Source organism: Bacillus sp. RB3 (genome assembly GCF_030164735.1).
Lineage (GTDB): Bacteria > Bacillota > Bacilli > Bacillales > Bacillaceae_G > Bacillus_A > Bacillus_A cereus.
In genome coordinates this window covers 22,785-36,491 of the sequence record NZ_JASNGE010000005.1, presented here as the reverse complement: position 1 = coordinate 36,491, position 13,707 = coordinate 22,785, and the positions used below count along the sequence as shown (strand labels likewise).

Here is a 13,707-nt window from a genome sequence, read left to right as displayed (position 1 = left end):
GCAGGACTTTTTATTATTTTCTATTATATCACGGATGCCTTTCCTACTAAAATCCTTTAACAGATGTACTACGATGTGATTTAGCCGTTCCTTCATCATTTAATAATGAATCACATCTTTTCTTTTTTGTTACACGTCATAAAGAAAGCAGACCATTTATTTATAAGTCCCCATTGCGTCCTAAAAACACGATCATAAAAAACTAGAAGCCCTTTATATTGTTTTTTATTGAACGTGCGGAGCATCCCCTGATTCGTATAGTTCTTTCGCTTTTTCCTCCCCGAATGTAGTTAAAATATAATGTTGCTCTTCTAACGTATCCATTGCTCTAGTTGCTTTACAAACGCTATCTTCTTGAGCATCTGAGAAATAATTGTGATCTTCTACAATTTTACTAAAATCTTTTTTCGCCCATCTATCAGCAATTGCTAAAAGTTCATTTTTCTTCGCAAAGCTACTCTTATTTATAATTTCTTTTAATTTTTTAGTATTACTTTGAATCATTGGGATAGAGCCCGATTTTCGTTCTGCCACCACTTTTTGATGAGTCATGCGATGCATCGCTGTAATGACTTCGCTTTCAGTAGAATTTTCAGTAACATACACATCAACAAAGACCCCATCTACCTCTCTACCTACTATTGTTTGGTCTTCTTTTTTATCTATTTGAGCACTCACTTCTTTATCTACGGGATTATCTGCAAGTTCTAACATTCCAAATGTAACTGCAATAGCAAGAACTCCCATAGCTGCTACTATTCCTAGCCAAGTTAAAATTTTATTTTCCATTCCCCTTCTCCCTATCTATATCTATTTTATTGCCTTATAAAAAACTCACTTACATGTAATATTACTAAAAATAGGTTTTATTTTCCATACTATCAAATAATCTCTTTTTCTCAACAAAATAAAAAGACCAACGAATTATAACATTCATTGGTCTTTAAATAAAAAGTTCATTGGTTTTAAATTTGATAGCGAGTATCAATTTCAAGAATTATTAAGCTTTACTAAAGCTTAAATCCCTTACTACTTTTACTCTCAACTAGCTTTATGTTCAAGTCTCAGCTTATCCGCAACCATTGCGATAAACTCAGAATTCGTAGGTTTTGCTTTTGACATGGATACTGTATAACCGAATAAGGACGAAATAGAATCAATATTCCCACGGCTCCAAGCTACTTCAATTGCGTGACGAATTGCGCGCTCCACACGGCTTGCTGTTGTATTATATTTCTTTGCGATATCTGGATACAATACTTTCGTAATCGATCCTAATAATTCGATATCATTGTATACCATGGAGATTGCTTCTCGTAAATACATATATCCTTTAATATGAGCGGGTACACCAATTTCATGAATGATACTCGTAATACTCGCATCTAAGTTTTTCGGTTTTCCATCTACTGTTGTGGCTGATCGGAATGATGGTAGTGGACGCTTAATCATAGTGTTTGCTTTACCACTCACTTGACGAATATGACTCGTTAAATTCTCCATATCAAATGGTTTTAATATGAAATATGAGGCACCTAAGTCAACTGCTTTTTTCGTCACATCTTCTTGGCCAAATGCTGTCAACATAATTACGCTAGGCTGTTTTAACCTTTCAATATGTCGCATTTTCTCCAATACAGCTAAACCATCTAAGTGTGGCATAATAATGTCTAAAACGAGTACATCAGGTTGCTTATCTGTTAATAAGTTTAAACACTCTTGACCATTATAAGCAGTACCGATTACTTCCATATCATCTTGAGCGGCTACATAGCTCTCTAACATTGATACTAGTTCTTTATTATCATCCACAAGACATACTTTAATTTTCTCCACAGCTTTTCCTCCCTTACCGAATCGATTCTCCGACATGTGTATCCTTCTAGGCTACATGAATTGTTCGACAATTGTGTGAAAATTCCCTTTTAAAGTTTCTTACTTTCCGATAAAATCACAAAAAAATATGTTTATCGTTCATTTATTCCCTTTCGCAACACATTCCATCATAGAAATACAACGAAACGTTCAACCCTTTCCTTTTATTTTACAACAAAAAACACCTCTTGCGGAGCTTTTACAAAATTTCAACGAATTTTTCAACAGAAAAAGCGAGCTAATAATATATATTAGCTCGCTTTTTTCTCTTGATCATAAATATTAATTCCAGCTTGATGTAACATCCATTCAATATGAACACCATATCCTGATGTTGGATCATTTACAAATACATGCGTAACAGCACCAATTACTTTTCCATTTTGTACAATTGGACTTCCGCTCATTCCTTGTACGATACCGCCCGTTTTCGCTAATAGACGTTTATCTGTTACTTTTATTACCATACCCTTTGTGGCTGGGAATTTTTGCTGCACTGTACTAACAACTTCAATATCAAACGCTTCTACTTTATCTTGATCAATAACTGTTAATATTTTTGCCGGTCCTTCTTTTACTTGATGAGATAATGCGATAGGCATTGCTTTATCCATTATACCGTTTTTCATATTCGTATTTAATTTTCCAAAAATACCATATGGACTATTAATTGTAATATTGCCAATCACTTCACGGTCTGGTGAGAATCTTGCTAATTTCTCCCCTGGATTCCCATGACTACCTCTTTCAATTGATGTAACTGTCGAGCGCATAATTTGTCCATCTTCGACTTGAATCGGCTTTTTCGTATCATTATCAGAAATAACATGACCAAGTGCCCCATATTTCATAGAATCTGGATGAACAAATGTCATCGTTCCAATTCCAGCTGCCGAATCACGGATATACAAGCCAATTCGATAAGACGATTCACCGTTGTCTTTTTGTGGAGTTAGCTTCGTACGAATATATTTTCCATCTCTTAACAATACAAGATTAAGCGGTTCACCTGTTTCTCCACTATTATGAATAAACGGTGCTACATCACTCATTCTTTCAATTGTTTTACCATTAATTTCAGTAATCATATCTCCAATTTGTACACCTGCTGTTTCACCAGGAGATATTTTACCTTTTTCAGTTTGAATTAAATGATGGCCTACAACAAGTACACCTTTTGTATTTAATTTCACACCAATTGATTGTCCACCTGGAATCACTTTAAAATCTTTTAACACTTTCACATTTACTTTTTTCACTGGAAAACCAGCAAGCTGAAATACCATATCAGCTTCACCATTTTGATGAGAATTTACCATAAGTCCTTGTTTTTGTTCATTCGAACTCACTGTAAATACATGACGATTTGTGGATGAAGCTTTGAAAACTGGTAATGATGATATTTCTGATTGTTGTCCTTCAAAAACAACAAGTTGTTTCGGTGATGAAATAAACGTTCGAAGCGGTTTAAAACATCCAATAAAAACTAAAGAAACAAGGAGACAAAGACCTATTATTTTTCGAAATTTTTCTAATTTCAACTTGTTCACTCTCCTCGCTCCTACCCCACATTCAGCCTCTTGGCTTCACTTTTTAATCTCTCCTTGCAGTGCTTTATTTATAACCGGAAGAATTAAGAAATCGTCATTTGAGAAAAAAAGCTATCCATTACTGGATAGCCTCTGCTGTCTGTTTAAAATGATGCGCTTGCGTAAGTAATTCTTTCGCATGCTCTGTCGTTAAATCTGTGATTTCCACACCAGAAATCATTCGAGCTATTTCTGTTACTTTATCCTCCATAGTTAAAACAGTAACTGATGTAATTGTCCGATCATTCGCTACTTGTTTTCGAATAAATAAATGTGAATCTGCCATTGAAGCTACTTGAGGTAAGTGCGTAATACAAAGTACTTGCGAGTTTACTGATACTCGATAAATTTTTTCCGCAATAGCCTGTGCGACCCGGCCACTTACACCCGTATCCACTTCATCAAAAATAACAGATGCAACCCCTTGATGCTTAGAAAAAATGCTTTTTAAAGCTAAAATGATACGAGATAACTCTCCGCCAGAAGCAACCTTTGAAAGTGGTTTTAGCGGCTCTCCTGGGTTCGTTGAAATATAAAATTCCACATGATCGTAACCATCCGCCGTAAGTCTTACCGGCGCACCTTCCACAAGGGGCTCTTCTGCATTTCCTTCTCTCTTCATAATTCTCACTTCAAATTTCGTTTTTTCCATATATAATTCTTTTAATTCCTGATGAATTGCATTTGTAAGGTGTTCTGCAAGCTCATGACGCATATTACTTAACAACGTTGCTTCTTTCATAATAACACTTTCTAATTCCTTCAACTGTTTCTTCGTCGTTTCAATATGAACGTCTTTATTTTCAATGGTAAAAATTTCCTGTTCAATTTTATCAGCATACGCTAAAATCTCTTCTACATTATTTCCATATTTTCTCTTTAGCATACGAATTTCATTCAAACGTGTTTCAATTTCATCTAAACGATTTGGATCATATTCCATCATATCGAGCTTTTCCCTCAGTTGATAGGCAACCTCTTCTAATAAGTAATAGCTATTTGCAATTGAATCATGATTCTCTTGATACACTTCATCTAAATGTGTAATACTTTCCATTTGCCCCATTGCACTTCTTACATTATCTAATCCTTGTCCGTCGGCACTTAAAGAACGATATGCATCACCTAACGCTTTATAAATCTTTTCAAAATTAGAAATTTGCAATCGTTCCTCAGTTAATTCATTTTCTTCATCCATCTTTAAATCCGCCTTGCGAATTTCCTCGTGCTGAAATTGAATTAAATCTAAGCGATGTGCCATTTGTTGCTCATTTTCACTTAACGATTTCAATTGTTTTTTTAATTTTTCATAGTCAGCGTATACGTTTTGATATATGTCTAATTGTTTAACGATTCGATCCCCATCAAAGTGATCAAGCATAAACAGATGTCGTTCTTCATTCATTAAATCTTGCGTTTCGTGTTGTCCATGAATATCAACAAGTGTTTTCCCAATTTCTTTTAATATGCTAAGTGTAACAAGCTTCCCATTTACACGACATACACTCTTCCCGTTCGCAGCAATATCACGCTTTAAAATAATCATACCATCTTCTATTTCTATATCTAACTCTTCTGCCTTTTCAATACATGGATGCTTCTCATCTTCAACATAAAATAGCCCTTCAATCTCAGCCTTTTCTGTTCCATATCGAACAAATTCTGCTGACCCACGGCCACCTACAAGTAAACTAATTGCATCAATAATAATCGATTTTCCGGCCCCTGTTTCACCGCTTAAAACCGTTAAACCTTTTTGAAAAGAAATATTTAATGCTTCAATAATAGCAAAGTTTCTAATCGATAATTCCGATAACAATGCCCCATTCACCTCGTTATAAAATAATCCCTTACTAAAGGATTTTCTCAGTTCTTCATTCAAATAATCATGCTATATATTTGTATGTATATACTCTTCTAACCCGCTTCATTGTACCAAACATTTGTTTTACGGGTCAATCCATCTATTTTTTAACTTTATGCAAACAAAATATTATATTACAATTGAAAATTCATATTTTTAACCAATAAAAATATCTTGTTCACTTTCCACTTTACGATGGAAAGCAAACAAGATTTTTTGTTACAACATATTTAAGAAACGATCAGAGACAACACCTGTATCGTCAGGTGTACGGCAAATAATTAAGCAAGTATCATCACCACAGATGGTTCCGATGATCTCATCCCACTCTAAATGATCAATAAGTGCTCCAAGTGAATGAGCGTTACCAGGCAATGTTTTTAGCACAAGCATATGTCCTGCCGTGTCTAATTTTACAAATGAATCCACTAGATTTCGTTTTAATTTTTGTAACGGGTTAAATCGTTGATCTGCTGGCAAGCTATATTTATAGCGCCCATCATGTAATGGCACCTTCACTAAGTGCAGTTCTTTAATATCGCGCGATACTGTTGCTTGCGTTACATTAAATCCCTCATTACGTAAAATATCAACTAATTCATCTTGTGTTTCAATTTCTTTGTTTGCAATAATTTCCCTGATTTTAATATGGCGCTGACCTTTATTCATACATTTGCACCTCACACTATCTCTTACCATAGTTTAAACATTGGTATACTTCACTTATTTATGTTAACTTATAATTCGTTTCTTGTACACAATTGTTTTTACAATCATTATACAATTACAGCAAAAAGAGGAACAACATATGTTATTCCCCTTTCCCTTTTTGTTTTAGAACGTCATGCGCTTCTGTAACAACTTGCTCTATAGAAATCGGAGAATGATTTTCGCCATTCTCACGTTCACCATGCCATTTCAGATGAATTAAAAATTCAATATTACCATCCCCACCCGTAATTGGTGAGAATGTTAAACCTTCCACATCATAGCCTTCTTTTAAAGCAAACTCGACAATCATTTCTACAACAGCTTCATGTACTTTTCTATCACGAACGATACCTTTTTTCCCAACTTGCTCTCTTCCAGCTTCAAACTGCGGTTTAATTAACGCTGCTACATCTCCGTTAGGCATAAGCATTGTTTTTAAAACTGGCAGTATAAGCTTTAATGATATAAATGAAACATCAATACTTGCAAATTGAGGTAAACCACGTTCTAAGTCTGCTGGTGTCACGTAACGGAAGTTTGTTCGTTCCATTACAACAACACGCTCATCTTGACGTAATTTCCACGCTAGTTGATTGTATCCTACATCTAATGCATAAGATAATTTCGCTCCATTTTGAAGCGCGCAATCTGTAAAGCCACCAGTTGATGAACCAATATCTATCATAACTTTATCTTGTAAATCAAGATGAAATGTCTCTAATGCCTTTTCAAGTTTATAACCACCACGACTTACATACGGCATAACTTGTCCCTTCACCGTAATCTCAGTATCTTGCGAGATTTTCTCTCCTGGCTTATCAAGTCTCATCTCATTTGCATATACGAGTCCGGCCATAATGGCGCGCTTTGCTTTCTCACGCGTTTCTATAAGTCCTCGCTCTACTAATAGTACATCTACTCTTTCTTTTTTTACGCTCATTTGTTACGCCCTTTTTTGTTTTGATGGAATCATTGTATGAATACGGTCTACAACAGCATCTGTCGTTAAACCAATTTCTTCTAATAATTTTGTTACACTTCCGTGCTCTATGAAGCGGTCTGGAATACCCATTCGTTCAACTAATGCACTATGGTAACCATTTTCAGATGCAAATTCAACTACTCCTGTTCCAAAACCACCGATTAAACAAGCTTCTTCAATCGTTAAAATCGGTATATTCTTTCCTAGAAGATCATGTAAATATGCTTCATCCATTGGTTTAATAAAGCGAGCATTCACTACTTTCACTGAAACCCCAGCTTTTTCAAGACGCTCAGCTGCTTCCATTGCCATTGGTATTGTCGTACCAAACGTTAAAATAGCTGCTTGTGTCCCCTCTTTTAACGTCTCCCACGTACCGATTGGAATCGCCTTTAATTCTTTATCCATATGAACGCCAAGTCCATTACCGCGAGCATAACGCAATGCGATTGGTCCATCTTCATATTGCATCGCCGTATAAACTAAATGTTGCCCTTCATTTTCATCTTTCGGCATCATAAGCACCATATTCGGCAAGTGACGTAAGAATGAGATATCAAATACGCCTTGATGCGTTTCACCATCTGCTCCTACTAATCCCGAGCGATCTATTCCGATGAAAACATTTAAATTTTGGCGGCATATATCATGAACAACTTGGTCATATGCTCTTTGTAAAAATGTTGAATAAATCGCTAAGAATGGCTTCATTCCTTGCGTTGCCATACCTGCTGCCATTGTTGTAGCATGCTGTTCTGCAATACCTACATCAATCATACGATCTGGGAATTCTTTTTGGAATTTCTCAAGTTTTGATCCAACAGGCATTGCAGGTGTAATTGCTACGATACGCTCATCCGCTCTCGCTAGCTTAAGTACTGTTTCACTAACGACAGCACTCCATGCTGGTGCAACTTCTTTCGGCTTAACGAAGTCACCTGATTCAATTTTATAAGGTCCTGTTCCATGCCAAGTTCCAATAACGTCACTCTCAGCCGGTTTATAACCTTTTCCTTTTTTCGTAATAACGTGAACAAGCACTGGGCCTTTTGTTTTCTTTGCATATTGCAACGTTTCGAATAACTTTTCATAATCATGCCCATCGACTGGACCTAAATATGTAAAGCCTAACTCTTCGAAAAAGACACCAGATACTAGTAAATATTTAAGACTATCTTTTATTTTCTCTGCTGTCGCAGCCACTTTCCCGCCAACTGCTGGGATTTTCTTTAATATATACTCTAATTCATCTTTTACCCAGTGATATTTTCCTGCGGTACGTAAACGACCGAGCACATTATGAAGCGCACCAACGTTTGGTGCAATTGACATTTCATTATCATTCAAAATAACAATCATGTCTGTTTTTTCATGTCCAATATGGTTCAATGCCTCTAAAGCCATTCCGCCTGTTAAAGCACCATCTCCAATAATTGGTATAACATATTCTTTCGTTTTCTTTAAATCACGTGCCAGAGCCATTCCCATTGCAGCCGATAACGAAGTCGAGCTATGACCAGTTTCCCATACATCGTGCTCACTCTCGCAACGTTTCGGGAAACCACATAGACCTTGATATTGCCTTAATGTACCAAACTCTTTCGCACGTCCAGTTAAAATTTTATGTACATAGGATTGATGTCCTACATCCCATAAAAATTTATCTTGCGGGCTATCAAATAATTTGTGCAGAGCAATTGTGAGTTCTACTACACCTAAATTAGGTGCAATATGTCCACCTGTTTGAGAGAGCTCTTCAATTAAAAACTTACGAATATCCTCACTCAATCCCTCTAGTTCACTGATAGACATATCTTTCAAAAAACTAGGGTTTTGAATTTGCGTTAGATCCACATGGATCACTCACTTTCATTTCATAATCTGTCAACATGTCAAATATTATAAAAAACATTTACACAAAACAAGAAATTCTCTTTTCTATTTTTCGTCTTGTCCCGCTATTAACCAGTCTATTGCGCCCTAATCCTATTATAAACCATATTTCTTTAGGCGATGAAAAAAATAGCCGCTAACACGAAGTGATAACGGCAATGTAATCTACATATATTTTTGCCAATAACAAGAAAAGAAAAACCTTTTCCTACATTTATATCATAAAATGATGAATGACTCAACAAATGAAAACGCTGTTATATTAGTTATTACGTTTTGCAATCAAATCACAAATAGATAGTAAATATTCATCTTGTAATTGCAAGGAACTAATCGCACCTTTTGCTTCTGCAATTGTTTCTTCTAAAATATCCTTTGCTCTATCTACAGTAAACAACGTTGTATATGTGCTCTTTTCATTAGAAAGATCGCTACCAATCGGTTTTCCAATCTCTTCTTCAGTTCCTTCGACATCTAAAATATCATCTCGAATTTGGAAAGCTAGACCGATATATTTGGCAAACGTAAGCAACTTTTCTTCTTGCTCTTCTGTCGCATCAGAAAGTATCGCACCCGCAAGTACAGCAAATTCAAGCAGTTTTCCGGTCTTATGTTTATGGATGTACTCCAATTCATCAATCGTAAGGCGTTTCCCTTCAGCTTCCATATCTGCCACTTGTCCGCCAACCATTCCTTCTGGTCCTGCTGCTTTTGCAAGTTCAAGTACAAGTCTTACTTTTTTTTCGGCAGAAATTTCTTTTTGCTCATATGCCATAATAACTTGAAAAGCATACGTCAATAAGCCATCTCCTGCTAAAACTGCCATCGCTTCACCAAATACTTTGTGATTTGTGGGCTTTCCTCTTCTTAAATCATCATCATCCATACAAGGTAAATCATCATGAACTAATGAATATGTATGAATCATTTCAAGAGCACAAGCTGCACCTACTCCAAGATTTCTTTCTTTCCCAAACGCTTGTAATGTTGCAAACAAAAGTAACGGGCGGAGACGTTTTCCACCCGCTTCCAAAGAATATGCCATCGCTTCACGAAGTACATTTGGACATTGTAATTCATTTGCATAGCTTACAAGTTTTTCTTCTACGAAAGTTTTACTTTCTTTCAAAAAAGTATCAAAAGCAATCGTCACTATGCTTCATCTCCTAAAGCAGTAAACGGTTCAAGCTCTCCATCTTCCCCAAGAATAACTGCCATTTGTTCTTGTACATTCTTCAGCTTCTCATCACAAAGCTTAGATAATTCCATACCTTCTTTAAAATAAGAAATCGCTTCTTCTAAAGGTACGTCACCTTGTTCTAGCTTAGAAACAAGATGCTCAAGTTGCGAAATTGCCTCTTCAAAGCTTAATTTATTTTCCATTATTCAATTCACGCTCCTCTATGCCTGATACGCTACAATCTAGTATTCCATCTTGTAATTGAACTGAAACAGCATCTCCAAGGCTTACATCTTTCACACTTTTTAACACTTGCTTCTCTTCATCATATACAAGCCCGTACCCTCTCATCATTACTTTAAGCGGACTTAACGCTTCAAGTTTTTGAGCAGCTCTTACAAAGGCAAATTCTTTCGTTTGAAGTAACGTTTGCATTTCACGTTGTAATTGCTTTTGCAACGTTTCAACAGCTACCTTCGTTTGCATAATTTTTTGAGATGGGTGGTGCTTCTCTAAATAAAATGAAAGTTGCTTTAACTGATTCACCTTTTTATCAATATAGCGCTCTTTCGCTAAAACAAGCTGTTCTAGCGCTCTATCTAATTGCTCTTCCTTTTGCTCATATACTTGTCTTGGATAACGGAACGCATACGATTTTTGCAACACTTGTAGTTTTTCTTCTTTTTTATGTACTAACTCTCTCATTGCTCTTTGCAATCTCAGAGTTCTTTGTAATACCTTTTCTTGTAACTCTATAATGTTAGGTGCTGCCAGCTCAGCTGCTGCAGTCGGTGTTGGCGCGCGTAAATCTGCAACAAAATCTGCGATTGTAAAATCCGTTTCATGGCCTACTGCCGAAATAATAGGAATTTCACTCTTAAAGATTGCTCTTGCAACCATTTCCTCATTGAAAGCCCATAATTCCTCAATAGAACCTCCACCACGACCAACGATTAGTACATCTATCTCTCCCATTTCATTCGCTGTACGAATCGCTTGTACAATCGAGGGAGCCGCTGACTCCCCTTGTACAAGTACCGGAAATACAATAACATTCCCAATTGGATAACGACGTTTAATCGTTGTTATAATATCACGAATCGCTGCTCCTGTTGGCGACGTAATCACACCTATTGTTTTAGCGTAAGGAGGAATCGCTTTTTTATAAACTTGAGAAAAAAGTCCTTCTTCTTCTAAACGAACTTTTAACTGTTCGTACGCTAAATGTAAATTCCCGACTCCGTCAGGCTGCATGTCTTGAATATAAATTTGATAAGAACCACTCGCCTCGTAAACAGAGATTTTCCCTTTCACGAGTACCTTCATCCCATTTTCAGGTTTGAATTTAATATTACGATTATGGCCCGCAAACATAACCGCTGCGATTCTTGCATTTTCATCTTTCAATGTAAAATACATGTGGCCACGGCTATGATTTTTAAAGTTGGAAATTTCACCTTTTAACCAAACAGACTGCAAATGCGGATCATATTCTATTTTTGTTTTTATATAGCGTGTTAACGCTGTAACGGTTAAATATTGCTTCTCCATTTCTCTCTCCTCATAGCCGACTCAAATTATTTACAAACGACACCTGCACGTTTGGCAGATTCAACAGTATTATGAAGAAGCATTGTGATTGTCATTGGACCAACACCCTTTGGCACAGGTGTAATGTAACCCGCAACATCTAACACGTTGTCAAAGTCAACATCACCACAAAGTTTTCCTGTTTCTAAACGGTTAACACCAACGTCAATTACAACCGCTCCTTCTTTAATATAATCCGCTGTTATCATTTTAGGTCGTCCAACAGCTACGATTAAAATATCAGCTAACTTCGATAACTCTTTCATATTTTGCGTCTTAGAATGACAATATGTTACAGTGGCATTTTCATTTAAAAACAATTGTCCCACTGGTTTACCGACAATATTACTTCTTCCAATTACTACTACATGTTTTCCAGAAATATCAAGATTTGTTTCTTTTACTAATTCTACAATACCATGCGGTGTACATGGAAGGAATGTATCTTGTCCCGTCATCATACGTCCCACGCTGATTGGGTGAAATCCGTCTACATCCTTTTCTGGTGAAATTCTTTCAATGATAGCTTTTTCTTCAATATGTTTTGGTAAAGGTAATTGCACTAATATGCCATTAATACGGTCATCGCCATTTAAGCGATCGATTTCAGCAAGCAAACGTTCCTCAGTAATTGTTTCAGGAAGTTCAATTAGCTCTGAGTAAATCCCTACTTGTTCACAGCCTTTTTCTTTTCCTTTCACATAAGAACGAGATGCTGGATCTTCTCCAACTAAAATAACTGCTAATCCTGGTACAATACCTTGCTCTTTCAACTTCACAACTTCTTCTGTTAATTGTGCTCGTTTTTTCTCCGCAACTTCATTTCCTTTGATGATTACTGCTACCATTTTAAGATTCCCCCTTAAAGAATTTACAGTGTATCTTTTATATTAGATAAAACGCCGTTAATAAAACGACGAGATTCCTCATCCCCAAATGTTTTTGCAATTTCAATTGCTTCGTTAATTGTTACGTTGTGTGGAATTTCTTCCATGTACTTCATTTCATACACAGCTACACGTAAAATACTGCGATCAACAATACTAATACGCTCAAGCTTCCACTTTTTTAAGTTTTGACGAATCGCTTCATCGATTGCTTCTTTATTTTCTACAAAACCTACTACAAGTGACTCTAGAAACTCATTTGTTTCTTCGCCTTCATCCAGCGTGTTTTCCACTGCTACTTTCGGTTCTAATTCACCTGTAATATCCATTTGGTATAATGCTTGCATTGCTCTTTCTCTAGCCGTCCTACGTTTCATTGTAACTCTCCTTTATGCTTCAAGTCTTTCCTTATACTTTGTTATATTATTATAATTTATAAGCCGTCAATTCACTTACTCTTACAGTTTTCATTGATTTTCCAACCTTATAATACAATGATAATAACACAATTTATCGTTTCACACACGGGTTACAAGGCTGAAAAATAATAAAAAGATTAACTTCAAGTTCCATATCTTATCACAATGTACGTTTTTTGGAAAAACGACACATTTTCTTGTTTATTTCTTATTTTTTGAAATAGTATAATAATTAGAGGGTTGTAATTTGTGAAGAAATGAAACGATAAAAAAGATGCCTATGTTACTAGGCACCTTTTCATTCTTACACTGGTTCGATTTCTGTTTTTTGTGTTTCGAATGTTACGCCAACGATGTGAACATTCACTTCTTTTGGCTCAAGTCCTGTCATTGTAAAGAGTGCTTGGCGAATATTGTCTTGAATCTTTTGTGCAACAACTGGAATTGCTACACCAAAATACATTACAACATAAAGGTCAACGATAATATCTTCGTTTGCTAATTCAACCTTTACACCTTTACCATGATTTTTCTTACCTAACTTCTCAACAACATCTGTAGCAAAATTACCGCGCATTGCCGCTACACCTTCTACTTCAGCAGCTGCAATACCTGCAATTACTTCAATTACTTCTGGTGCAATTTCTACTTTACCAAGAGTTGTATCTTGACCCATATCTAACATATGTTCAGCCATGAAAAAAACCTCCTTTAATG

13 protein-coding genes are annotated in these 13,707 nt (G+C 36.1%); all 13 read right to left on the bottom strand.

Annotation, left to right across the window (positions count from 1 at the left end; translation table 11 throughout):
• Window positions 1–225: 225 nt before the first annotated feature.
• The 13 genes from QO049_RS09175 to QO049_RS09115 all read right to left on the bottom strand — a co-directional run bounded on the left by QO049_RS09175 (window position 226) and on the right by QO049_RS09115 (window position 13,687).
• Window positions 226–789, bottom strand: a complete 564-nt coding sequence (locus QO049_RS09175) for a PRK06770 family protein (protein ID WP_246961192.1) — start codon at window positions 787–789, stop codon at window positions 226–228.
• 252 nt (window positions 790–1,041) lie between these two features.
• Window positions 1,042–1,836 carry a sporulation transcription factor Spo0A gene (spo0A, locus tag QO049_RS09170; RefSeq protein WP_021727703.1) on the bottom strand — a complete coding sequence of 265 codons (795 nt, stop codon included), beginning with the start codon at window positions 1,834–1,836 and terminating at the stop codon, window positions 1,042–1,044.
• A 290-nt stretch (window positions 1,837–2,126) separates the two neighbouring features.
• Window positions 2,127–3,425: a SpoIVB peptidase gene (gene spoIVB, locus QO049_RS09165; protein ID WP_002000940.1), complete on the bottom strand. Its 1,299-nt coding sequence runs from the start codon at window positions 3,423–3,425 to the stop codon at window positions 2,127–2,129.
• A gap of 118 nt (window positions 3,426–3,543) precedes the next feature.
• On the bottom strand, window positions 3,544–5,283 hold the full coding sequence (gene recN / locus QO049_RS09160) for a DNA repair protein RecN (protein WP_000947765.1): 1,740 nt from the start codon (window positions 5,281–5,283) through the stop codon (window positions 3,544–3,546).
• Window positions 5,284–5,547: 264 nt separating this feature from the next.
• Window positions 5,548–5,997: an arginine repressor ArgR gene (gene argR / locus QO049_RS09155; RefSeq protein WP_001032580.1), complete on the bottom strand. Its 450-nt coding sequence runs from the start codon at window positions 5,995–5,997 to the stop codon at window positions 5,548–5,550.
• A gap of 142 nt (window positions 5,998–6,139) precedes the next feature.
• Entirely contained in the window at window positions 6,140–6,979 is an 840-nt protein-coding gene (locus tag QO049_RS09150) for a TlyA family RNA methyltransferase (protein WP_000111874.1), read from the bottom strand.
• Between the two features lie 3 nt (window positions 6,980–6,982).
• Window positions 6,983–8,875, bottom strand: a complete 1,893-nt coding sequence (dxs, locus tag QO049_RS09145; RefSeq protein WP_000366454.1) for a 1-deoxy-D-xylulose-5-phosphate synthase — start codon at window positions 8,873–8,875, stop codon at window positions 6,983–6,985.
• Between the two features lie 301 nt (window positions 8,876–9,176).
• On the bottom strand, window positions 9,177–10,067 hold the full coding sequence (ispA, locus tag QO049_RS09140) for a (2E,6E)-farnesyl diphosphate synthase (protein ID WP_000150374.1): 891 nt from the start codon (window positions 10,065–10,067) through the stop codon (window positions 9,177–9,179).
• Complete coding sequence (gene xseB, locus QO049_RS09135) at window positions 10,067–10,297, bottom strand: exodeoxyribonuclease VII small subunit (protein WP_000428423.1); 231 nt, start codon at window positions 10,295–10,297, stop codon at window positions 10,067–10,069. Before xseB ends, ispA begins: the two co-directional genes overlap by 1 nt.
• Window positions 10,287–11,645 (bottom strand): exodeoxyribonuclease VII large subunit, encoded by a 1,359-nt coding sequence (gene xseA / locus QO049_RS09130; RefSeq protein WP_000415249.1) that lies wholly within the window; start codon window positions 11,643–11,645, stop codon window positions 10,287–10,289. Before xseA ends, xseB begins: the two co-directional genes overlap by 11 nt.
• Before the next feature lie 26 nt (window positions 11,646–11,671).
• Window positions 11,672–12,532: a bifunctional methylenetetrahydrofolate dehydrogenase/methenyltetrahydrofolate cyclohydrolase FolD gene (gene folD, locus QO049_RS09125; protein ID WP_000226732.1), complete on the bottom strand. Its 861-nt coding sequence runs from the start codon at window positions 12,530–12,532 to the stop codon at window positions 11,672–11,674.
• A 23-nt stretch (window positions 12,533–12,555) separates the two neighbouring features.
• Complete coding sequence (nusB, locus tag QO049_RS09120) at window positions 12,556–12,948, bottom strand: N utilization substance protein NusB (protein ID WP_000830247.1); 393 nt, start codon at window positions 12,946–12,948, stop codon at window positions 12,556–12,558.
• Window positions 12,949–13,294: 346 nt separating this feature from the next.
• On the bottom strand, window positions 13,295–13,687 hold the full coding sequence (locus QO049_RS09115; protein WP_000807630.1) for an Asp23/Gls24 family envelope stress response protein: 393 nt from the start codon (window positions 13,685–13,687) through the stop codon (window positions 13,295–13,297).
• Window positions 13,688–13,707: the final 20 nt, after the last annotated feature.

Excerpts from the sequence above, each read along its gene's own strand:
- xseA (WP_000415249.1), bottom strand. The coding sequence starts at position 11,645 with ATGGAGAAGCAATATTTAACCGTTACAGCGTTAACACGCTATATAAAA.
- xseB (WP_000428423.1), bottom strand. The coding sequence starts at position 10,297 with ATGGAAAATAAATTAAGCTTTGAAGAGGCAATTTCGCAACTTGAGCAT.
- QO049_RS09175 (WP_246961192.1), bottom strand. The coding sequence starts at position 789 with ATGGAAAATAAAATTTTAACTTGGCTAGGAATAGTAGCAGCTATGGGA.
- folD (WP_000226732.1), bottom strand. The coding sequence starts at position 12,532 with ATGGTAGCAGTAATCATCAAAGGAAATGAAGTTGCGGAGAAAAAACGA.
- nusB (WP_000830247.1), bottom strand. The coding sequence starts at position 12,948 with ATGAAACGTAGGACGGCTAGAGAAAGAGCAATGCAAGCATTATACCAA.
- argR (WP_001032580.1), bottom strand. The coding sequence starts at position 5,997 with ATGAATAAAGGTCAGCGCCATATTAAAATCAGGGAAATTATTGCAAAC.
- QO049_RS09115 (WP_000807630.1), bottom strand. The coding sequence starts at position 13,687 with ATGGCTGAACATATGTTAGATATGGGTCAAGATACAACTCTTGGTAAA.
- QO049_RS09150 (WP_000111874.1), bottom strand. The coding sequence starts at position 6,979 with ATGAGCGTAAAAAAAGAAAGAGTAGATGTACTATTAGTAGAGCGAGGA.